The sequence below is a fragment of the Embleya sp. NPDC127516 genome (assembly GCF_044765325.1).
Classification (GTDB): domain Bacteria; phylum Actinomycetota; class Actinomycetes; order Streptomycetales; family Streptomycetaceae; genus Embleya.
This window is the reverse complement of sequence record NZ_JBIWJT010000005.1, coordinates 143,316-165,548: the sequence shown is the minus strand read 5'-3', so window position 1 is coordinate 165,548 and position 22,233 is coordinate 143,316. Positions and strand designations below refer to the sequence as shown.

Annotated in this window: 18 protein-coding genes; 16 read left to right on the top strand and 2 right to left on the bottom strand. The window is 70.5% G+C overall.

Annotation, left to right across the window (positions count from 1 at the left end; translation table 11 throughout):
- Window positions 1-8: 8 nt before the first annotated feature.
- A complete protein-coding gene (locus ACIRL2_RS11395; protein ID WP_395862796.1) occupies window positions 9-713 on the top strand; it encodes an ABC transporter ATP-binding protein in 705 nt (234 codons plus the stop codon).
- Window positions 714-798: 85 nt separating this feature from the next.
- Here ACIRL2_RS11395 and ACIRL2_RS11390 read toward each other — a convergent pair whose 3' ends face one another.
- Entirely contained in the window at window positions 799-1,227 is a 429-nt protein-coding gene (locus tag ACIRL2_RS11390; protein ID WP_395862535.1) for a hotdog fold thioesterase, read from the bottom strand.
- 55 nt (window positions 1,228-1,282) lie between these two features.
- Between ACIRL2_RS11390 and polA the strand changes: the two genes are divergently transcribed.
- From polA to ACIRL2_RS11370, 4 genes are all read left to right on the top strand, one after another.
- Complete coding sequence (gene polA, locus ACIRL2_RS11385; protein WP_402231702.1) at window positions 1,283-4,021, top strand: DNA polymerase I; 2,739 nt, start codon at window positions 1,283-1,285, stop codon at window positions 4,019-4,021.
- Window positions 4,022-4,142: 121 nt separating this feature from the next.
- Window positions 4,143-5,345 (top strand): lytic transglycosylase domain-containing protein, encoded by a 1,203-nt coding sequence (locus ACIRL2_RS11380; RefSeq protein WP_395862538.1) that lies wholly within the window; start codon window positions 4,143-4,145, stop codon window positions 5,343-5,345.
- 113 nt (window positions 5,346-5,458) lie between these two features.
- Window positions 5,459-5,596 carry a hypothetical protein gene (locus ACIRL2_RS11375; protein ID WP_395862540.1) on the top strand — a complete coding sequence of 46 codons (138 nt, stop codon included), beginning with the start codon at window positions 5,459-5,461 and terminating at the stop codon, window positions 5,594-5,596.
- Window positions 5,597-5,661: 65 nt separating this feature from the next.
- Window positions 5,662-6,693: a DUF3068 domain-containing protein gene (locus ACIRL2_RS11370; protein WP_402231699.1), complete on the top strand. Its 1,032-nt coding sequence runs from the start codon at window positions 5,662-5,664 to the stop codon at window positions 6,691-6,693.
- Between the two features lie 389 nt (window positions 6,694-7,082).
- Here ACIRL2_RS11370 and ACIRL2_RS11365 read toward each other — a convergent pair whose 3' ends face one another.
- Window positions 7,083-7,916 carry a class I SAM-dependent methyltransferase gene (locus ACIRL2_RS11365; protein ID WP_402231987.1) on the bottom strand — a complete coding sequence of 278 codons (834 nt, stop codon included), beginning with the start codon at window positions 7,914-7,916 and terminating at the stop codon, window positions 7,083-7,085.
- Window positions 7,917-8,228: 312 nt separating this feature from the next.
- On the opposite strand from ACIRL2_RS11365, the gene rpsA reads away from it, so the two are divergent.
- From rpsA to ACIRL2_RS11310, 11 genes are all read left to right on the top strand, one after another.
- A complete protein-coding gene (gene rpsA / locus ACIRL2_RS11360) occupies window positions 8,229-9,716 on the top strand; it encodes a 30S ribosomal protein S1 (RefSeq protein WP_078977653.1) in 1,488 nt (495 codons plus the stop codon).
- Between the two features lie 204 nt (window positions 9,717-9,920).
- Entirely contained in the window at window positions 9,921-11,222 is a 1,302-nt protein-coding gene (locus tag ACIRL2_RS11355) for an MFS transporter (protein WP_402231697.1), read from the top strand.
- Window positions 11,212-12,261, top strand: a complete 1,050-nt coding sequence (locus tag ACIRL2_RS11350; protein WP_402231695.1) for a hypothetical protein — start codon at window positions 11,212-11,214, stop codon at window positions 12,259-12,261. Before ACIRL2_RS11355 ends, ACIRL2_RS11350 begins: the two co-directional genes overlap by 11 nt.
- Before the next feature lie 332 nt (window positions 12,262-12,593).
- Window positions 12,594-13,157: a phosphatase PAP2 family protein gene (locus ACIRL2_RS11345; protein ID WP_395862547.1), complete on the top strand. Its 564-nt coding sequence runs from the start codon at window positions 12,594-12,596 to the stop codon at window positions 13,155-13,157.
- A gap of 4 nt (window positions 13,158-13,161) precedes the next feature.
- Window positions 13,162-14,139: a decaprenyl-phosphate phosphoribosyltransferase gene (locus ACIRL2_RS11340; RefSeq protein ID WP_395862548.1), complete on the top strand. Its 978-nt coding sequence runs from the start codon at window positions 13,162-13,164 to the stop codon at window positions 14,137-14,139.
- Window positions 14,132-15,517 (top strand): FAD-binding protein, encoded by a 1,386-nt coding sequence (locus tag ACIRL2_RS11335; protein WP_395862550.1) that lies wholly within the window; start codon window positions 14,132-14,134, stop codon window positions 15,515-15,517. Before ACIRL2_RS11340 ends, ACIRL2_RS11335 begins: the two co-directional genes overlap by 8 nt.
- Window positions 15,518-15,568: 51 nt before the next feature.
- Window positions 15,569-16,324 carry a decaprenylphospho-beta-D-erythro-pentofuranosid-2-ulose 2-reductase gene (locus ACIRL2_RS11330; RefSeq protein WP_402231693.1) on the top strand — a complete coding sequence of 252 codons (756 nt, stop codon included), beginning with the start codon at window positions 15,569-15,571 and terminating at the stop codon, window positions 16,322-16,324.
- Window positions 16,325-16,473: 149 nt separating this feature from the next.
- Window positions 16,474-17,073, top strand: coding sequence for a dephospho-CoA kinase (gene coaE, locus ACIRL2_RS11325; RefSeq protein ID WP_395862554.1), 600 nt, complete (start codon window positions 16,474-16,476; stop codon window positions 17,071-17,073).
- A gap of 148 nt (window positions 17,074-17,221) precedes the next feature.
- Window positions 17,222-19,300, top strand: coding sequence for an excinuclease ABC subunit UvrB (gene uvrB / locus ACIRL2_RS11320; protein ID WP_395862555.1), 2,079 nt, complete (start codon window positions 17,222-17,224; stop codon window positions 19,298-19,300).
- 212 nt (window positions 19,301-19,512) lie between these two features.
- On the top strand, window positions 19,513-20,085 hold the full coding sequence (locus tag ACIRL2_RS11315) for a TerD family protein (RefSeq protein WP_395862557.1): 573 nt from the start codon (window positions 19,513-19,515) through the stop codon (window positions 20,083-20,085).
- A gap of 104 nt (window positions 20,086-20,189) precedes the next feature.
- On the top strand, window positions 20,190-21,938 hold the full coding sequence (locus tag ACIRL2_RS11310) for a TerD family protein (RefSeq protein WP_395862559.1): 1,749 nt from the start codon (window positions 20,190-20,192) through the stop codon (window positions 21,936-21,938).
- The last annotated feature ends 295 nt before the right edge of the window (window positions 21,939-22,233 follow it).

The following is a 22,233-nucleotide window of genomic DNA, read 5'->3' as shown; positions in this document are numbered from 1 at the left end:
GTAAGAAGATGCTGGAGCTTGATGACCTGCACGTGTTCTACGGCGCCATCCAGGCGCTCAAGGGCGTGCACATCGAGGTGAACGAGGGCGAGATCGTGGCGCTGCTCGGCGCCAACGGCGCGGGCAAGACCACGACGCTGCGCACCATCTCGGGTCTGTTGACGCCGCGTGAGGGCGAGGTGCGCTGGCGCGGCGAGCGGATCGACGGGGTGCCGGCGCATCACGTGGTGGGGTTGGGGATCGGGCATTCTCCGGAGGGTCGCCGGGTGTTCCCGGCGATGACCGTCACGGAGAACCTGAACATGGGCGCGTACCGGTTCAAGTCGGTGCCCAGGGCCGAGTTGGACCGGGTGTTCGAGTTGTTCCCGCGGCTGGCCGAGCGGCGGTCGCAGCTCGCGGGCACGTTGTCCGGTGGCGAGCAGCAGATGCTGGCGATCGGGCGGGCGTTGATGGGGCAGCCGAAGCTGCTGCTCCTGGACGAGCCGTCGATGGGTCTGGCGCCGCTGATCGTGGCGCAGATCTTCGAGATCATCCGGGAGATCAACGAGCAGGGCACCACGGTGTTGCTGGTCGAGCAGAACGCGGCGCAGGCGCTGCGGCTGGCGCACCGGGGCTATGCCCTGGAGACCGGTTCGGTGGTTTTGTCCGGTCCGGCCGAGCAGCTGTTGTCGGACCCGAAGGTACGCGAGGCGTATCTGGGCGAGGGCGCGTAGCGCCGCGGTGGCCGCGTGGTGGAGGGGGTCGGCCCCTTCACCGCGCGGCGCCGTTCGCCGGCGCGGCTCGGTCGGCCGCGTTTGGTCAGCCGCGTTTGATCATGCAGCTCAGGCGCGCGGTGCAGACCCGCTTGTCGTCCTCGTCGGTGATGACGATCTCGTAGGTGGCCAGGGTGCGGCCCAGGTGTACCGGGGTGGCCACGCCGGTGACCAGGCCCGTTTTGGCGGAGCGGTGGTGGGTGGCGTTGATCTCGATGCCCAGGGTGATCGCGTCGGGGCCGGCGTGCAGTGCGGAGCCGACGGAGCCGAGGGTTTCGGCGAGGACGCAGGAGGCGCCGCCGTGCAGGAGTCCGTACGGCTGGGTGTTGCCCTTGACCGGCATGGTGGCCACGACGCGTTGGGCGGTGGCCTCCACGAAGGTGATCCCCATCCGGTCGGACAGGGTCTCCTGGTTGCCGATGTTCATGAATGCCAGGACCTCGTCTAGGTTGGGCGCGGTGGTCTCGTCGGGCATGGGCCGGTCCTCCGGATACGTGGTTGTGTCGGCCTGACAGCCTAGGATCGCGGTCGTGGCAGCGACTCAGACCCCCCAGACCTCCGTTCCCGCCGGTTCCCGGCCGCGACTTCTGCTCCTCGACGGGCACTCGTTGGCGTATCGGGCGTTCTACGCGCTCAAGGAAGCGTCGATGAGTACCGCGACGGGCCAACCGACCCAGGCGGTCTACGGGTTCACGTCGATGTTGGTGAACGTGTTGCGGGACGAGGCGCCGACCCATCTGGGTGTGGCGTTCGACGTGTCCCGGCAGTCGTTTCGCACCGAGGAGTTCCCGGATTACAAGGCGAACCGGTCGGAGACTCCGGAGGAGTTCAAGGGCCAGGTCGAGCTGATCGTCGAGGAACTGACCGCGATGGGCGTGCCGACCATGCGGGTGGCGGGCTACGAGGCGGACGACGTGATCGCCACGCTGGCCACCCGGGCCGCGTCCGAGGGCTTCGAGGTGTTGATCCTCACCGGCGACCGGGACGCGTTGCAGTTGGTCACCTCGGACGTCACGGTGCTGTATCCGATGATGGGCGTGAGCAAGCTGCACCGGTTCACTCCGGAGGCGGTGGAGGAGAAGTACGGGCTGACGCCGGCGCAGTATCCCGACTTCGCGGCGCTGCGCGGCGACCCGAGCGACAATCTGCCGGGCATTCCGGGGGTGGGCGAGAAGACGGCCGCGAAGTGGATTCGCGAGTTCGGTTCGTTCGCCGAGCTGATGGAGCGCGCGGACGAGGTCAAGGGCAAGGCGGGGCAGAATCTGCGCGATCACCTGGACAACGTCAAGCTCAACCGGCGGTTGACCGAGCTGGTGCGCGAGGTCGAGCTGGAGGTGTCGCCGGCCGATCTGGAGCGCAAGCCGTTCGACCGGGCGGCGATCGAGGTGGTGCTGGACACGCTGGAGTTCCGCAACACCAACTTCCGGGACCGGTTGTGGGCGGTGGATCCGGGGCTGGTGCCGGAGGTGATCGAGGCCGAGCCGGGTTTCGAGCTGGACACCACGGTGGTGGAGCCGGGCGGGCTGACCGCGTGGCTGGAGGAGCACGCGGCGGGCACCGAGCGCACCGGGCTCGCGGTGGACGGCGCTTGGGGGCGCGGGACCGGCGAGGTCAAGGGGCTGGCGTTCGCCGCGGCGGACGGCGCGGCGGCGTTCGTGGACCCGTTGGGCATGGACGAGAACGACGACGCGGCGCTGGCGGCCTGGTTGGCGGATCCGCAGCGGACCAAGGCGGTGCACGACGCGAAGGGCCCGATCCTGGCGTTGGCCGCGCGCGGCTGGGCGTTGTGGGGGGTCACCAGCGATACCGCGCTGGGCGCGTATCTGGTGTTGCCCGGGCAGCGCTCGTTCGCGTTGGAGACGCTGGTCGAGCGCTTTTTGGGTCGTGAGCTGAAGGTGGACCAGAGCGGCGCGGGCGATGGGCAGCTCGCGTTGGACATGTCCGATCAGGACGAGGCGGAGCCGGGTGCGGCGCTGATGTTGGCGGCCCGCGCGGTGGTGGACCTGGCGGCGGCGCTGGATGTGGAGTTGGCCGCCAAGGGCGGTCTGGAGCTGCTCCAGGACATGGAGTTGCCGCTGCTGCCGGTGCTGGCGCGGATGGAGCAGTTGGGTATCGCGGCGGATCTGCCGTATCTGGAGTCGCTCCGGGAGCAGTTCGCGGCGGCGGTGAAGCAGGCCACGGACGAGGCGCACGCGGCGGTGGGGCACGAGTTCAACCTGGGTTCGCCCAAGCAGTTGCAGGAGATCCTGTTCAACGAGCTGGGCCTGCCCAAGACCAAGAAGATCAAGACCGGTTTCACCACCGACGCGGACGCGTTGACCTGGCTGGCGGGGCAGACCGACAACGAGTTGCCGGTGATCCTGTTGCGCCACCGCGATCAGACCCGGCTGCGCACCACGGTCGAGGGTCTGGTCAAGACGGTCGCCGACGACGGGCGCATCCACACCACGTTCAATCAGACGGTGGCGGCCACGGGCCGGTTGTCCTCGCAGGATCCGAACCTGCAGAACATCCCGATCCGGACCGAGGAGGGGCGGCTGATCCGGCGCTCGTTCGTGGTCGGCGAGGGTTTCGAGGGCTTGTTGACGGCGGACTACAGCCAGATCGAGTTGCGGATCATGGCCCACCTGTCCCAGGACGTGGCGTTGATCGAGGCGTTCACGACGGGGGAGGACCTGCATTCGACGATGGCCGCGCAGGTCTTCTCGGTGGCTCCGGAGGCGGTGGATCACGCGCTGCGCAGCAAGATCAAGGCGATGTCGTACGGATTGGCGTACGGGCTCTCCGCGTTCGGTCTCTCGCAGCAGTTGGACATCGAGCCGGGTGAGGCGCGCGGGCTGATGGAGACGTACTTCGAGCGGTTCGGCGGGGTGCGCGACTATCTGCACAAGGTGGTCGAGGAGGCCCGGCAGACCGGGTACACCGAGACGGTGTTCGGTCGGCGGCGCTATCTGCCGGACCTGACCAGCGACAACCGCCAGCGTCGGGAGATGGCCGAGCGGATGGCGTTGAACGCGCCGATCCAGGGTTCGGCGGCGGACATCGTCAAGGTCGCGATGTTGGCGGTGGATCGGGCGATGCGGGAGGAGAAGCTGGCCTCGCGGATACTGCTCCAGGTTCACGACGAACTGGTCCTGGAGGTGGCGCCGGGCGAGCGGGAGCGGCTGGAGGTGCTGGTGCGTCGGGAGATGGCCGGCGCGTATCCGCTGCGCGCCCCGCTGGACGTGTCGGTCGGTTTCGGGGCGAACTGGGAGGACGCGGGTCACTGATCGTGAATGAGTGCGCCGTGGGGGTGGAGAGCCGGCCGTGGCCGGCATAGGTTCGCACGGGTCACCGGTGGTCGAGGACGACCGGTGTGAAGTCGAACTTGCGCACAGAGGGGGGAGCTTCGTGGAAGAGGCCGAGTCGGGGCCCGATCCGCAGAAGCCGGGTACGCCGGATGTGGACGCGGTGGAGGTGGTGGCGGAGCGCATATCCGCCACCGCTCCCGCGTCGGAGCCGGGTCCCGTGGCGCCGCCGGTATCGGGCGAGCCGGACGCTCCCGCCAAGCGCAGACGCATCCTGAACCCGTGGGTGGGCAGCGCGGCGGCGATCCTGGTGGTGCTGGCGTGCGGCGCGGCGGTGCAGTCCCCGTTCACCATGGTCACCGCGCACCGGGTGCCCACCTCGGATCTGCCGAGGTTGTCCGATCCGGCGCCGGAGAACGGCACTTCGGCCAACGGCGGCGGCCCGACCCACTTCGAAGCGCCGCCGCCGGTGCTGCCGGCGGCGCTGCCGGGCGCGCCCACCACGTCCGCGCCGCCCACCACCGCCGCGCCGGGGACGCCGACCGCCGCGGCCGGCACCCGCGGGACCACCGCGACCGGCACCGGCGGCATCCCACAGACGGTGTTGCTGGCCTATCAGCAGGCCGCGTCCAACCTGGCCCGGATGGATCCGGGGTGCAAGCTGCCGTGGACGCTGCTCGCGGGCATCGGCCGGGTCGAGTCGGAGCACGCGTACGGCGGCAACGTGACCGTGGACGGTACGGCGGTCACCCCGATCCTGGGCCCGCGCCTGGACGGCGGTCCGTGGGCCCGGATCACCGACACCGACGGCGGCCGCTACGACTTCGACACCGAGTTCGACCGCGCGGTGGGCCCGATGCAGTTCATCCCCTCCACCTGGAAGGGCTGGGGGATGGACGGCAACCGGGACGGCCAGATCAACCCGCAGAACATCTTCGACGCGACGCTGACCGCGGGCCGCTACCTGTGCGCGGGCAACCGGGACCTGTCCACCGGGGCGGGTCTGAACGCGGCGATCCTGTCCTACAACCATTCGGACGAGTACGTCCGCAACGTGATGTCGTGGATGACGTACTACGCGACCGGGGCCCGGTCCGTTCCGGACGCCCGGCAGCCCCCCGCCAAGTCGACCCCGCCGCCGAAGCAGACCACCGACAAGCCGGCCACGGGCAAGCCCGCCACGAGCAAGCCGGCCACGGCCTCGGGTTCGCGTTCGGGGTCGCCGTCGAGCACGTCCACCGGCACCGGCGACCCGGCGAACGCCTCGGCCTCGACGTCGGCCTCGGGAGCCGCGGCCACGCCGTAGTCGGCCGGAATCCGATCCGCAAAAAACGGGAACCTGTTCTTGTTTCTTGCTACCGTGCCCCATCGTCGGCCGCCGGGACGGCGGCCGAGGCAGCAGGAAGGGTGGACCGCCGGATGCGTTCCTTCGCAGCGATCGTGGTCGGGGCGCTCCTGGCCGTGGGGGCCGCGTTCGCGCTGAACGCGTGCGTCGCCGCCGATCCCGCGCCGGTACACGAGCCGCTCCAGGTCACCAGCCCGCCCGCACGCCCCTGAGGCGTAGGGCCGGGCTAGCGGCGGCCCGAATCCGTACCGGTTCCATCGGCAAGGGGTCCACCTCGATGCGTCGTAAGTCCAGTCTGATCCTGCTGGTCGCGGCAGTGTTCTGCGTGGCGCTGGCGCCGCTGCTGCGCGAGTTCGTCTTCCCGAAGATGGTGGCCCGGGCGCTGTCCGGCGAGGACGCCTACCGGGTGGTGGTCCTGGACGCGACCGACGCCACGCTCCTGGGTGCCCCCGAGGGGCCGGGCAAGGCCAGGATCACCGCGATCCAGACGATCCGCCCGGACGCCAAGGCTTCGAAGGACGGCACCGTCGTGTGGGACCTGAACCTGGCCGTCCTGGACAGCACCGGCAAGGTCGTCACCCAACTTCCCGAGCGCTACGCGTTCGAGGCGGCGGGCCAGATCCCCCGGAACTGCTGCGGCGAGTCGATCGACGGCGCGCCCGCCGCGCACACCGGGCTCGCGTACAAGTGGCCGTTCTTCACCGGCAAGCGCGACTACAACTACTACGACTCGCAGGCGCACAGCGCGAATGTGATCGCGTACAAGGGCACCGCGAAGCGGGACGGGCTTCAGACCTACCGCTTCGAGCAGGAGGTGCCGTGGATGAAGGTCCCGATGCCCAAGCAGCTCCCCGGCGGCCTGGACCCGATCGCGGTCGAGAAGCAGGGCATGCAGCTCTGGTACACCGCGACCCGCCGGATGTGGGTCGAGCCGGTCACCGGCATCCCGGTCTACCTGGAGGAGACCCGTACCGAGGAGCTGCGCACCTCCCCGCCCGCCGACGACCCCAACGCCCGGCCCGTGGTCACCAAGGTCTTCGAAGGCACCTTCAAGCCCCGCCCCGAGTGGTCCCAAAAGCTGATCGCCGACGCCAAGGACCAGAGCAAAAAGCTCCGCGCCGTCCACGACACCGTCCCCTTGGCCCTCCTGGTGACCGGCGTAGTCCTCTTCCTCATCGCGGTGGCCCTGCAATTCATCGCCGACCGCAAATCCCGCCCGACCCCACAGCCCACCACCACCCCGAAAACCGCCGACACCCCGGACACCCCCACGCGCGTCAGCGCCCCCGACCCAGCCCACCCCCACTGATCGACGCGCGAAGCGCGGAGAGCGGCGGAGCCGCAGAACTTTGACTTCGTGCCCCGGAGCGAAGCGGAGGGACACGAAGTCACGAGCGAGGCGCCGTCTTTTTTCTCGGAGGAGCGAAGCGGGGGAGAGAAAAAAGACGGCGCCTCGCGAGCCGGCGACGAAGTCGCCCAACAAGCAGCAACGCCCCCGCCGCGACTCCGCCCGCCCGTCCGGCCCTGCTCACGACCCGTGCCCCGACCCGCTTCGTGCCCCGACCCGCTCCGGGCCCCGACCCGCTCCGGGCCCCGACCCGCTCCGGGCCCCGACCCGCTCCGGGCCCCGGGCAGCTCCGTGCCCCGCGCCGCTCCGGCCCCGTGCCCCCCGCAGCTCCGGGCCCCGCGCCGGCCCCCTCACCCCTTCCCGCACACAAAGATCGCCGTCCCCGGCAACAGCCGACCCCGCAGCGGGCTCCACCCGCCCCACACCGAGTCCAGGCCCTCCGGCCACTCCGGCTCCACGATGTCCGTCAGCCGGAACCCCGCGCCGACCACCTCGCGCACCCGGTCACCGAGCGTGCGGTGTTGCTCGACGTAGGTCGCCCGCCCGGTGTGGTCCTGCTCGACGTACGGCGTCGTGTCGAAATACGACGTCACCGCGGTCAGCCCCTCGGGCCCCGGCTCGTCCGGGAACGCCCAACGCACCGGGTGGGTGATCGAGAAGACCCACCGCCCGCCCGGCCGCAACACCCGGTACACCTCGCGCATGATCCCCGCGCCGTCCGGACTGAACGGCAGCGCGCCGTACGCGGAGAACGCCAGGTCGAAGCTCTCGTTCGCGAACGGCAGACGCGCCGCGTCGGCCTGTACCACCGGTACCCGGGTGCCGTGCTCGACGTCGAGCCGGCGCGAGTGCTGGAGCTGGCGCAGCGACAGGTCCAGCGCGATCGGGAAGGCGCCACGCGCGAGCAGCCGGCGCGAACACTGCGCCGCGCCCGCGCCCACCTCCAGCACGCTGCGTCCTTCGACCGGCCCCAACAGCCCCGCCCGGTCCTCGTCCAGCCCCTCCGGGCACCACGTGAAACGCGCGTCGCCGAGGAAGTCGCCGTGCTCGACCTGATACTCGTCCGCGTTGGCGTCCCACCACTGCCGGCCCGCGCGCACGCTCTCCACCAGGCCGACCTTGCGCCGCGCCGCGTCGTCGTCGGCGTCGTCGAGGTCGTCGGGGTCGACGAACCGGGCCGCCATCGCGTGCGGGTCGGGGGAGAGGGGGCGGTTCACGATGCTCCAGGGACTGCGGGCGGGCACGGACGCGCGTAGGGTACTCCCTCCGGGACGTCCCGGTTGACCCCATGCATCCCGTGCGCGTTGACCGCACCCGGTCGGCCCCGTATGCTGCAAGTTGCGCCGCGGGCCTGCGTGAACTCAGACGGAGCAGGTCGCGCTCACCTTTGTCGATCCCACGCCATCCTCTTGCATGGTCGCGGGCGTCGGGGGCGAAACCGGGTCCACAAGCGTGTTTGAAAACGACTTCTGTCCGTACCCGGAGCCCTTACCCACATGACGAGCAGCACCGAGGCCACGCCCAGCACCACCCCGCAGGTGGCGGTCAACGACATCGGCTCCGAGGAAGACTTCCTCGCAGCGATCGATGAGACGATCAAGTACTTCAACGACGGCGACATCGTGGATGGCGTGATCGTCAAGGTCGACCGGGACGAGGTCCTGCTCGACATCGGTTACAAGACCGAAGGCGTCATCCCGTCCCGCGAGCTTTCCATCAAGCACGACGTGGACCCCCACGAGGTCGTCACTGTCGGTGACCACATCGAGGCCTTGGTTCTCCAGAAGGAGGACAAGGAAGGCCGCCTGATCCTCTCGAAGAAGCGGGCTCAGTACGAGCGCGCTTGGGGCACCATCGAGAAGATCAAGGAAGAAGACGGCATCGTCACCGGTACCGTCATCGAGGTCGTCAAGGGTGGTCTCATCCTGGACATCGGCCTCCGCGGCTTCCTCCCGGCCTCGCTGGTCGAGATGCGTCGTGTGCGTGACCTCCAGCCGTACGTGGGCAAGGAGCTCGAAGCCAAGATCATCGAGCTGGACAAGAACCGCAACAACGTGGTCCTGTCCCGCCGTGCCTGGCTCGAGCAGACCCAGTCCGAGGTGCGCCAGACCTTCCTCACGACCCTGCAGAAGGGTCAGGTCCGCACGGGCGTCGTGTCCTCGATCGTCAACTTCGGTGCGTTCGTGGACCTCGGCGGCGTCGACGGTCTCGTGCACGTCTCCGAGCTGTCCTGGAAGCACATCGACCACCCGTCCGAGGTTGTCGAGGTCGGCCAGGAAGTCACCGTCGAGGTGCTCGACGTGGACATGGACCGCGAGCGCGTCTCCCTGTCGCTGAAGGCGACCCAGGAAGACCCGTGGCAGCAGTTCGCCCGGACGCACCAGATCGGCCAGGTCGTTCCCGGCAAGGTCACCAAGCTCGTTCCGTTCGGTGCGTTCGTCCGCGTGGACGAGGGGATCGAGGGTCTGGTCCACATCTCCGAGCTGGCCGAGCGCCACGTGGAGATCCCGGAGCAGGTCGTCCAGGTCGGCGACGAGATCTTCGTCAAGGTCATCGACATCGACCTCGAGCGTCGCCGCATCAGCCTCTCGCTGAAGCAGGCCAACGAGGCGTTCGGCGCGGACCCGGCCACGGCCGAGTTCGACCCGACCCTCTACGGCATGGCCGCGACCTACGACGACGCGGGCAACTACATCTACCCGGACGGCTTCGACCCGGAGACCAACGACTGGCTCGAGGGCTTCGACAAGCAGCGCGAGGAGTGGGAGAAGCAGTACGCCGACGCCCAGGCGCGCTTCGAGTCGCACCAGCAGCAGGTCGTCAAGGCCCGCGAGGCCGAGGCCGAGGCCGTGGCCGGCGAAGCCGCGGGCGCGTACTCCTCGGGCGGTGACGACGAGGTCGAGGCCGACACCACCGGCGGCGCCCTGGCGTCCGACGAGGCCCTCGCCGCGCTTCGCGAGAAGCTGGCGGGCGGCCAGAGCTGACCTCGGTCCGCTCGTGCCGGACGCGGTGTTCGAACCGAAGGGTTCGAGCCGAAGTGTTCGACTGATCCGCCGGTAGCGATACCGCCGGATGCGAAGGCCCCATCTCCCTTCGGGGAGGTGGGGCCTTTCGGCTTTTCCGGTGGGAGCGCGCGAACGGGACTAGGGTCGGGGACGGTCACACGGCAGCCGGGGGAGGGTGCGGGGGTGTACGTCTCGTCCGGACGTCCGGAGGCGGCGACCGAGGCGGCGACCGAGCCGGGGAGCGGGCGGGTCGGGTCCGCGGCCGGCGTGGTGGTCACCGGCAATGTGATCGCGCTCGGCATGGTCAGCCTGGTCACCGACGTCTCCTCGGAGATGGTCACCGCGGTGATGCCGGTCTACCTGGTCACCGGGCTGGGCCTGACGATGCTTCAGTTCGGCTTCCTGGACGGCCTGTACTCCGGCGTCACGGTCTTTCTGCGGCTGGTCGGCGGCCATCTCGCCGACCGCTTCGCCGCGCGCAAGCACGTGGCCGTGGTCGGCTACGGGATGTCGGCGGTGGCCAAGCTCGGTCTGCCGCTGGCCGGCGCCTCGGTGCCGGGCATCGGCGCGGTGCTGGCCGCCGATCGCGCGGGCAAGGGGCTGCGCACCGCGCCCCGGGACGCGCTCATCTCGCTCTCCAGCAGCCCGCAGGCGCAGGGCCGCGCGTTCGGCGTGCATCGCGCGCTGGACACCGCCGGGGCGTTCACCGGCCCGCTGGTGGCGTTCGCCATCCTGGCCGCGGTGGGCACGGCCTACGACGCGGTGTTCGTGGTGAGCTTCTGCGTGGGCCTGGTCGGCGTCGCGATGCTGGTGCTGTTCGTCCGCGACCATCGCGATCCGATCGAGCACAAGCCCGGTTGGCGGGACGGGATACGGCTGTTGCGGGATCGGCCCTATCGCCGGCTGTGCGTGGTCGCGGCGGCGCTGGGCCTGGTCACGGTCAGCGACGCGTTCGTCTATCTGCTGCTCCAGCACCGGTTGGAGATCGAGCCGCACTGGTTCCCGCTGCTCCCGCTGGGCACCGCCGGGGTCTATCTGGTGCTCGCGCTGCCGCTGGGCCGGCTCGCCGACCGGGTGGGTCGGCGGCGGGTGTTCCTGGCCGGGCACGGCGTGCTGTTGGCGGCCTACCTGCTGCTCGGCGGCCCGCTCGGCGGGGTCGGGCTGCTGATCGCGGTGCTCGCCCTGCACGGGGTGTTCTACGCGGCGACCGACGGCGTGCTCTCGGCGGCGGTGGGCGCGCGGTTGCCCGCGACGGGTCGCGCGGGCGGGCTGGCCGTGGTGCAGACGGGGCAGGCGATGGGCCGCTTCGCCTCGTCGATGATCTTCGGCGCGCTGTGGACGGCGTGGGGGCCGGCCGCCGCGATCCGCGTCCTCGCGCTCGCGCTCGCGGTGGCGCTGTTCGGCTCGGCCCTGGCCCTCGCGGGTGGTCGGGTGCGCCGGGCCGGGCGCGCGGGACGGGCACGGGAGGTGTCCGATGTCCGTTGACGCACCGGTGAAACCGGCCGTCACCAAGGCGCGCGTGGTGATCTTCGGGTTGGTCCTGGTCCTGCTCGCGGGGATCGCGGTCGTCTACACGCTCTACGCGGTCCGGCGCGAGGACGAAAAGTTGCACGGCGGCTCCGGTACCGCGCCGGGCGGGCCGCCGTTGACCCTGGCCGGCGCGCCGAGGTTGCTGTTCCGCAGCACCGAGTCGGGTCCGGGGTACGGGCACCTGGCCACCGTCGCGGCGGCCGATCCCGGCGGGCCGCGCACGGTGGGCGAGCGCTCGTGCGACCGGGTCTACGCGGCCGGCGGCACCGCGGTGTGCCTGGCCGTCGAGGGCGGGATCACCAGGACCAATGTGGCCCTGGTGCTGGACGCGAACCTGCGCCAGGTGCGCCGGGTCGAGCTCGCGGGCACGCCCAACCGGGCGCGGGTGTCGGCATCGGGCCGGATGGCCTCGTGGACGGTGTTCGTGTACGGCGACTCGTACGCGTCGATGACCTTCTCCACCCGCACCTCGGTCCTGGACACTCACACGGGTGAACTCGCCGCCAATCTGGAGGACTTCACCACCACCCGGGACGGCAAGGAACTCACGTCGCCGGACCGCAACTTCTGGGGCGTCACCTTCACCGCCGACGACAACACGTTCTACGCCACGCTGTCCACGAACACCTCCGGCCGCACCTACCTGGTCCGCGGCGACCTGCGGGCGCGCACCATGACGGTGCTGCGGGAGAACGTCGAGTGCCCGTCGTTGTCGCCGGACGGCACCCGCCTGGTGTTCAAGAAGAAGGTCTCGCAGAGCACGCGCAACCCGTGGCGACTGCACGTGCTCGACCTGGCGACGATGCGCGAGACGCCGCTCGCGGAGACCCGCAGCGTGGACGACCAGGCCGTGTGGCTGGACGAACGCACCATCGGCTACGGACTGCCGACCGGGTCGGCGGCGGCCGGCGACGTGTGGTCGGTGCCGGCCGACGGAAGCGGCGCGCCGGCGCGGATCGTGGCGGGCGCCTTCTCGCCGGCGCCGCTGAATTGACTTCTCCGGGGGCGCGTTGCGCGTATCGCTCCGGCGTCGCGCAGGCTGCGGGTCTGCCACAGTTCCGTCACGAAAGGCCCACCTCGTGGTGCGCCCGCCGCATGTTTGGCAGCGTCGGTGCGGGAGCGAGGAAGCGTGGGCCCGGCCGACGGGCGCCGCAACGGGTCGGCGAAGCGCCGGCGCCGGGTTCGCGTACCCTGACTCATTGGTGCCATGCGCCGGGCTCGTACGGATGTGGCCCGTGGGGCGGTCGGGAAGATCGCCGAAGCACGTAGGCCCCCGGACTTCGGGGCAGGGCGCCCATTCGACTTGCGGTAGGAATGAGGATATCGATGGCCTTTGGTGGAGCGTTCGCCACCGGGCAGGTAGTCAAGACGGTGGGCGCGTCCGACGTCGCCCTGTACCGCGGGGTGCGCGGGCGCACCGGGCACCCGGTGGTCCAGCGCACGAGCAAGGCGCTGTCCTTCGCCGGCGAGCACGCCGGTGTCTGGCTCGCCGCCGGTCTGGTCGGCGCCGCCGTGGACCGGGGCCGTCGGCCCGAGTGGCTGCGGGCCACCGCCACGGTCGCCGGCGCGCACGTGGCCAGCATGGTGGTCAAGCGCGTGGTGCGCCGCCCCCGGCCGGCCATACCGGGCCTGGAGCCGACGGTGCGCACCGCGGGCCGGCACAGCTTCCCGTCCTCGCACTCGGTGTCCTCCGCCGCCGCCGCCGTGGCGTTCCACGGCCTGTTGCCCACCGCCGTCACGGGTACGGCCGCCGCTGCGACGTGTTTCTCGCGGCTCGTCGTGGGCGTTCACTATCCGTCCGACGTGGCCGCGGGCGCGACCATGGGGCTCGCGGCAGGCGGCTTGGGCCGCGCCTGGGCTCGTCGCGCAGAGCGTCCGAAGGGGTTCTGAGGTCTTGAGTACATCCGAAGTCGAATCGCCGATCGAGTCGAGTGAGGCCCTGGTTCCGGCCGCGGTCGACGCCGCCCCCGCCCAGGCCCCCGCGCGCCCACCGCGCGGGGGACTCGCGGGCGGCCTGCTGAAGTTGGCCCGGCCCAAGCAGTGGGTCAAGAACGTGCTCGTGTTCGCCGCGCCACTGGCGGCCGGGCGGCTGGACGAGGGCTACGTCCTGGGGCACAGCGCGATCATGTTCGCGCTGTTCTGCCTGGCCGCCTCGGCGATCTATTACATCAACGACGCGTTCGACGTCGAGGCCGACCGCGAGCACCCGACCAAGCGCAACCGCCCGATCGCCTCCGGCGTGGTGCCGGTCAAGCTCGCGTGGGTGCTGGGACCGCTCCTGGGCATCGCCGCGGTCGTGCTCGGGGTGCTGCTGTGCAACCCCGGGACCGCGCTGGTGCTGGGCCTGTACGTGGTGCTCAACGTCGCGTACTGCTTCTCCTTCAAGCACGTCGTGGTGCTCGACCTGGCCATGGTCGCCTCCGGCTTCCTGTTCCGGGCGATGGCCGGCGGTACCGCCTCCGAACTGCCGCTGTCGCGCTGGTTCCTGCTGACCGCGGGCTTCGGCTCGTTGTTCATGGTGGCCGGCAAGCGCTACTCGGAGATGGTCCTGATGGGCGAGGAGGCGGCCAAGACGCGCGCCTCGCTGGCCAATTACTCGATCACCTACCTGCGCTTCGTGTGGCAGATGGCGGTGTCGGTGACGCTGCTCACGTACTCCCTGTGGGCATTTCAGATTCCCGAGGGCGATTCCACGCTCGCCTGGCACCAGTTGTCGCTGATCCCGTTCGGCTTCGCGTTCCTGCGCTACGCGGTGTACGTGGACGCCGGAACCGCCGGGTCCCCCGAGGACGTTCTTCTCAAGGACAAGGTCCTCGTCGGCCTTGGCTTCGCCTGGCTTCTCACCTTTGTTCTGGGAGTTTTCCATGTCTGACGGCCCGTCGGCCGACGTACGACCAACCGCTCGGCGGGTCGGCCTGCACGGTTGGGGGCGCACCGCTCCCACCTTCGCCGACGTCGTGCGCCCCACCACCCGCGATCAGGTGGTGACCGCGTTGGGGCAGCGCACCTCGCGCGGCGTGATCGCCCGCGGCCTCGGCCGCTCGTACGGCGACCCCGCGCAGAACGGTGGCGGCACCGTCCTGGACATGACCGGGCTGGACCGGATCCTCGCGGTGGACCTCGAGCGCGGCCTGGTCACCTGCGAGGCCGGGGTGAGCCTGGATCGGCTGATCGAACTGTTCGTGCCGTTCGGGTTCTTCGTGCCCGTGACCCCGGGCACCCGGCAGGTCACCGTGGGCGGCGCGATCGGCGCCGACGTGCACGGCAAGAACCACCACGCGGACGGCAGCTTCTGCAACCACGTGTTGTCCATCGACATGCTGATGGCCGACGGCACCGAGCGCACCATCACCCCGCAGGGCGACCCGGAGCTGTTCTGGGCCACCGCCGGCGGGATGGGCCTGACCGGCCTGATCCTGTCCGCGACCATCCGGATGACGCCCATCGAGACCTCGCTCGCGTCGGTGGACACCGACCGGACGAAGAACCTCGACGAGGCCATGGCGCTGATGGCCGAGACGGACGAGAAGTACACGTACACCGTCGCGTGGCTGGACTGCCTGGCCAAGGGCCCCAACCTCGGCCGCTGTGTGCTCACGTGCGGCGAGTTCGCCGCGCTCGACGACCTGCCCGCGAAGAAGCGCCGGGACCCGCTGCGGTTCAGGACCGGCTCGTTGCTGACCGTGCCGGACGTGGTGCCGGGCCGGCTGCCGAACAAGCTCACCATGGGTCTGTTCAACGAGCTGTGGTACCGCAAGGCGCCCAAGCACAAGGTCGGCCAGCTCCAGTCGATCACCGCGTTCTTCCACCCGCTCGACCTGGTCCAGGAGTGGAACCGGGTGTACGGGCGGACCGGCTTCCTCCAGTACCAGTTCGTGGTGCCGTTCGGGCGCGAGGACGCACTGGTCAAGGCGGTCGAGACGATCAGCGCGCACGGCGCGCCCTCCTCGCTCACCGTGCTCAAGCGCTTCGGCCCCGGCAACGAGGGCTTCCTGTCCTTCCCCAAGCCGGGATGGACGCTCACGCTCGACTTCCCGACCAACACCCCGGGGCTGGCGCGGCTGCTCAAGCAGCTCGACGAGATCGTGCTGAGCAACGAGGGCCGGTTCTACCTCGCCAAGGACTCGCGGATGGACCCGGCCGACCTGGCCCGGATGTACCCGCGTCTGGAGCGGTTCCGCGAGGTGCGCGCCAAGGTCGACCCGGACGGGATCTTCGTCTCCGACCAGGCCCGCCGGCTCGGGCTCTGATCCACCCCTCTTCCGTCTACTTGTGAACCACGCTCTTGTGAAGGACGCACCGTGAAAGACGCCTTGGGCGCACCGCAGTCCCTGCTCGTTCTCGGCGGTACCTCCGAGATCGCGCTGACCACGGCCCGCGCGATGGTCGCCGAGCGGGTTCGGCGGGTCGTGCTCGCCGGCCGCCCCTCCGCCGCGCTGGACGCCGCCGCCGAGGAACTGCGCGGCCTCGGTGCCTCGGTCGAGGTGGTCGGGTTCGACGCGGCCGAGACCGACGACCACGAGAAGACCATCGACGAGGTGTTCGCGGCGGGCGACATCGACGTCGTCCTGCTCGCCTTCGGGGTGCTGGGCGACCAGGAGGCGGACGAGAAGTCTCCCGCCGCCGCCGCGCGCGTCGCGCAGGTCAACTACGTGGGCGGCGTCTCGGCCGGGCTGGCGGCGGCGAACGCGCTGTCCCGGCAGGGCCACGGCGCACTCGCGGTGATCTCGTCGGTGGCCGGCGAGCGGGCCCGCAAGTCCAACTTCATCTACGGCTCGACCAAGGCCGGCCTGGACGCGTTCGCCCAGGGCCTGGGCGACAAGCTGCACGGCACCGGCGTGCACGTGATGGTCGTGCGGCCCGGCTTCGTGAAGACCCGGATGACCGAGGGCCTGCCGGACGCGCCGCTGGCGACCACTCCCGAGGTCGTCGCCGAGGCCATCGTCAAGGGCCTGCGCCGCAAGTCCTCGGTGGTCTGGGTCCCGGGCCAGTTCCGCTTCGTGATGTCCGCCCTGCGCCACGTCCCCCGCCCGATCTTCCGCAAGCTCAACATCTGACCCGCCCCGCGTCGTCGCGGCCGAGCCCGTCCCGGTGTGTCCTGGGCGGGCTCCCGTGTGCTCGGGAGCGGCGCCCTTCTACCCTGGAACCGCCTGGCCTACCGTGGCCCGGTTCCGGTTCCACCCGAAGAACGTACGAGGGGCGCGGCATGGGCAGCAGGGGCAATGTCGGGCTTACCGGGGGGATCGGGGCCGGGAAGAGTGAGGTGGCGCGGCGGCTGGCGGAGTTGGGTGCCGTGGTGATCGACTCGGACCGGATCGCGCGTGAGGTGGTGGCGCCGGGGACGCCGGGGCTGGCGGCGGTGGTGGCGGAGTTCGGCGAGGGGGTGCTGTTGCCGGACGGCTCGCTGGATCGACCGGGCCTGGGCCGGGTCGTGTTCGGATCGCCGGAGCGGTTGGCCGCGCTGAACGCGATCGTGCACCCGCTGGTCGGCGCCCGGGCGGCGGAGTTGACGGCCGCGGCCGGCGAGGACGCGGTGCTGGTCAACGATGTGCCGCTGCTGGCGGAGAACGACCTCGCGAAGCTGTACGACCTGGTCGTGGTCGTGGACGCGGCGCCCGAGACCCAGCTCGACCGGCTGGTCCGGCTGCGGGGTATGCCGGAGGCGGACGCTCGGGCCCGGATGGCCGCGCAGGCCTCTCGGGCGCAGCGGTTGGCCGTGGCCGATGTGGTGATCGACAACGACGGTCCGCTGTCGGCGCTGGAGCCGCAGATCCTGGCCCTGTGGGAGCGGCTGACGGGCGACTGAGGCCGCGGTCGCGCCCTGGTCGGCTTGATCGGTGTACCCGCCCGCTCCACTGGTTGTGTCCGGCGCGGAGGCCGCCGGCACGTTACGACCTCGGGCCGACAAACGGCGCGGACGCCGTTTGTCGGCCCGAGGTCGTAACGTATGTTGAGTGCGACCCATCACCGATCTCGAACGCAAAGTGGCGCCCTTCGAGGTCGTCAGTCCCTACCAGCCGTCCGGCGATCAGCCGCAGGCGATCGATCTGCTCGAACAGCGGATCGGCGCGGGCGACAAGAACGTGGTGTTGCTCGGCGCGACCGGCACCGGCAAGTCGGCGACGACCGCGTGGATGATCGAGCGGCTCCAGCGGCCGACGCTCGTCATGGCGCCCAACAAGACCCTCGCGGCGCAGCTCGCCAACGAATTCCGTGAGCTGCTGCCGAACAACGCCGTCGAGTACTTCGTCTCGTACTACGACTACTACCAGCCCGAGGCGTACGTCCCCACCACGGACACCTACATCGAGAAGGACTCCTCGATCAACGAGGAGGTCGAGCGGCTGCGGCACTCGACCACCAACTCGCTGCTGACCCGTCGTGACGTGGTCGTGGTCGCCTCCGTGTCCTGCATCTACGGCCTCGGCACCCCGCAGGAGTACGTCGACCGGATGGTCCGCCTGCGCGTCGGCGAGGAGATCGAGCGCGACGCGCTGCTGCGCCGCTTCGTCGGCAACCAGTACACCCGCAACGACGTCGCGTTCACGCGCGGCACCTTCCGGGTGCGCGGCGACACGATCGAGATCTTCCCGGTCTACGAAGAGCTGGCCGTGCGGATCGAGATGTTCGGTGACGAGATCGAGTCGCTGATGACGCTGCACCCACTCACCGGCGAGGTGGTGAGCGAGGATCAGGAGCTCTACGTGTTCCCCGCCACGCACTACGTGGCCGGTCCGGAGCGGATGGAGCGCGCGGTCGCCGGGATCGAGCGGGAGCTGGAGGAGACGCTCGCCCGGATGGACAAGCAGGGCAAGGTGCTGGAAGCCCAGCGCCTGCGCATGCGCACCACGTACGACATCGAGATGCTCCGCCAGATCGGCACCTGCTCCGGCATCGAGAACTACTCGCGGCACATGGACGGCCGCGAGGCGGGCACCGCGCCGAACACGCTGCTGGACTATTTCCCCGAGGACTTCCTGCTGGTGCTGGACGAGTCGCACGTGACCGTGCCGCAGATCGGCGCGATGTACGAGGGCGACGCGTCGCGCAAGCGCACCCTGGTCGAGCACGGCTTCCGGTTGCCGTCCGCGATGGACAACCGCCCGCTCAAGTGGGAGGAGTTCCTGGAGCGGGTCGGCCAGACGGTGTACCTGTCCGCGACGCCCGGCAAGTACGAGCTGGCCAAGGCGGACGCGGTGGTCGAGCAGATCATCCGCCCGACCGGCCTGATCGACCCCGAGGTCGTGGTCAAGCCGACCGAGGGGCAGATCGACGACCTGCTGCACGAGATCCGCACCCGTGCCGAGAAGGACGAGCGGGTGCTGGTCACCACGCTCACCAAGAAGATGTCCGAGGACCTCACGGACTACTTCCTGGAGCAGGGTGTGCGGGTGCGATACCTGCACAGCGACATCGACACGCTGCGCCGGGTCGAGTTGCTGCGCGAGCTGCGGCTGGGCGAGTACGACGTGCTGGTCGGCATCAACCTGCTCCGCGAGGGCCTGGACCTGCCCGAGGTCTCGCTCGTGTCCATCCTGGACGCGGACAAGGAGGGCTTCCTGCGCTCGGGGACCTCGCTGATCCAGACCATCGGCCGCGCGGCGCGCAACGTCTCCGGCCAGGTGCACATGTACGCGGACAAGATCACGCCGTCGATGGCCAAGGCGATCGACGAGACCAACCGGCGGCGCGAGAAGCAGATCGCGTACAACACCGAGCGTGGTATCGATCCGCAGCCGCTGCGCAAGAAGATCGTGGACATCCTGGACTCGATCTCGCGCGAGGACGCGGACACCGCCGATCTGCTGGCCGGCAACAAGGGCCGGACGAAGGCGCCGGTGCCGTCGCTGGGCAGGAAGGCGGGTTCGGACAATATGCCTGCGGCCGATCTCACGGACATGATCCGGGTGATGACCGAGCAGATGCACGCCGCCGCTTCGGAACTGCAATTCGAACTGGCCGCGCGGTTGCGCGACGAGGTCGGGGAGCTGAAGAAGGAGCTGCGCGGGATGAAGGCGGCGGGCATCGCGTAGCAGGATGTCCGGGACGGATTGCCGGATATGAGGGAACGGCCTGTGATGCCTGTACGTCTTGACCGGTAGGTTCGTGATCCGGAACGCGACCGAGGGGGCTCGCCGGGACACCGGCGACCTCCGAGGACTACTCTGCGGCCAGTGTGGGCCCGCCCCGTCGGGGCGGGGCCCGCGAGCCGCGTGACCAAATTCTGTGAGGGGAGACGTCGCCAGTGGCCGTCAACATGTCCAAGGGCCAGAGGATTTCACTCGACAAGCCGGGTGGTGGCGAGCTGACCATGGTCCGGATGGGCCTGGGATGGGACGCCATCAAGCGCCGCGGCCTGTTCGGCAGCCGGGAGAAGGAGGTCGACCTGGACGCGTCGTGCGTCCTGTTCGCCGAGAACCAGCCGGTCGACGTCTGCTACTTCGGCCAGCTCACCAGCAAGGACGGGTCCGTTCGCCACACCGGCGACAACCTGACCGGGCACGGTGACGGCGACGACGAGTCGATTCTCGTGGACCTGTCCCGCGTGCCGGTGCACGTGGACCAGATCATCTTCACGGTCAGCTCGTTCCAGGGGCAGACCTTCCAGGAGATCGAGAACGCGTTCTGCCGGATCGTGGACGAGAGCACGAACACCGAGCTGGCGCGCTACACGCTCTCCGGCGGTGGCAACTACACCGGCCAGATCATGGCCAAGCTGTACCGGCACGGCACCGCCTGGAAGATGGCCGCGATCGGCGAGCCCGCACACGGGCAGACGCTGCGCGACCTGCTCCCGGCTCTGATGGCGCACCTGTAGGACGTACAACCAAACATGGTGAGCGGGCCGGGACGGGCGGAACACGCCTCCCGGCCCGCTCGCGCGGGGTCCGTCCCGGCGGGGCGGGGAGGGGACGAACGCACGTGAGCACCGAACTGGTACGGGGTCAGAACCTGGCGCTGCCCGACACCCGGGTGGAGGTCGAGATCGCGGCGCAATGCCCGGTCGAGCTGGTGGTGACCCTGGTAGGGGCCGACGATCGGGTCCGCGACGACGACGATGTGATCCAGCGCGGCGGTGTCGACGCCGCCGGGGTGGGCATCCGTCAGGCCGGTGCGACCTTCGAGCTGGACAAGCTGCCCGCCGGGATCGAGCGGGCACTGGTCGGCGTCACGATCGAGGGCGGCGGCGTGGACCGGTTCGGTGTGGTCGCGGCGCCGGTGGTCACCGTGCGCGCGGCCGGCGAGGATCTGGCCACGTTCCGGATCACCGACCTGGGCAGCGAGCGTGCGCTGCAAACGGTCGAGCTGTACCGCCGTCAGGGCGCGTGGAAGGTGCGGGCCGTCGGGCAGGGCTACGAGGCCGGCCTGGAGGCGCTGCTCAAGGACGTCGGGGTGGCGAACCGGGCCCGCGTGGTGGACCGGGCGCGCACCGCGCTGGGCGGTACCACCGCCGCGCCGTTCAGCGCCGCGAACGCGCCCACCGAGCCGCGCGAGCCGGGCACCGTGCCCCGGGTGGACCCGAACGGCGGCATGGCGTGGGCCGCGGCTCCGCCGGACGTCGAGCGCGAGGCCGCGCAGCGGGCCGCGCGGCGCGAGGTGGAGAAGCTGTACGAGCAGGTCTGGGGCGTGTTCGAGGACGCGGCCCGATCGGCCGCCGCCTACCGGTCGGCGATCGAGTACGCCGACGGTCGGCTGGACAAGGAGCTGGAAGGCGTCCTGAACGACCCGGCCGCGCGCTTCTCGCCGGCGGGGCTCGCCGCGCAGGACACCGCGCGTGATCGGCACCGGGCGCTGGCCGAGCAGGCCAAGGCCGTGCTGGACCGGGACACCGCGCAATTGGTCGGCGAGATCGAGCAGTTGGAGCCGAACCTGCCGCCGGTGATGGCGCGTTGGGACAGCACGTCGTGGGCCGGGTGGCAGGCTCCCGAGGACGGGGCGCCGGCGATTCGGCTCGGCGACCTGCATCTGCCGGAGCGGCCGGAGCTGCGGGTGCCGATGGTGTTGCGGCTGCCGATGGATCGCGGACTGTGGATCGACACCGCCGCGTCGGGCCTGGAGGGCGAGCGGGGCAACGGCTCGGAGCGGGCCGACGAGCTCGCGGTGTCGCTGACCGCGCGGATGTTCGCGGCGTTCCCGGTGGGCGAGTTCAAGGTGCACGTGGTGGACCCGGCGGGCAAGGGCACGGCGGCCGCGCCGTTGCAGCCGCTCGCGGCCTCCGGGCTGCTGGTGGGCCCGGTGGCCACCGACGCCGCCGATGTGTCCGCGCTGCTCGGGCGGCTGCTGGACCGGATCGAGCTGGTCCGGATGGCGGTTGCCAACGACGCGGTGGACTCGCTGCCGAGCGAGCTGGACCTGGCCCGGCAGTTGTTGCTGGTGCACGACTTCCCGTTCGGCTTCGACGATCGCAGCGCGGCGCAACTGCGGCACATCGTCGAGGAGGGGCCCCGGGTCGGGGTGCATGTGGTCGTGGTGGGCTCGCGCGGTGACGCCGAGTCGTTCGGGCCGTTGCTCGACCCGTTGTGGCGGTCGTTGTTGCGGCTGACCGCGATTCCGGAGGACCACATCATGGACCCGTGGATCGGGCTGCCCTGGGTGTACACGGCGGACCTGCCCTCCGGCGGTGCGGATGCGACGCGGCAGTTGTTGTCCTGGGTGGCCGGCACGCGTTGAGCGCGGAGCGCGCGGGGTTTCGGCCTCCGGCCGGGGTGGCCTCGAACGCCGGCCGGGCTGGACTGGTTCGCCGGTTCGGGTTCGGCGTCGGTTGGCTTGGGGTGGTCTCGAACGCCGGCCGGGCTGAGGTGGTTTTGCCCGGCCGGGTGTGGTGCTGCGGTTTGGTCTCCGGCCGGGGTGGCCTCGAACGTCGGTCGGGTGAGGTGGGTTTGGCCCGGCGGATGGTGGGGTCGCTCGAATGGGGCGGATTGTGCTGATGCGGTAAATGTGGCGGGGCGGGGGTCATAGACTCTCG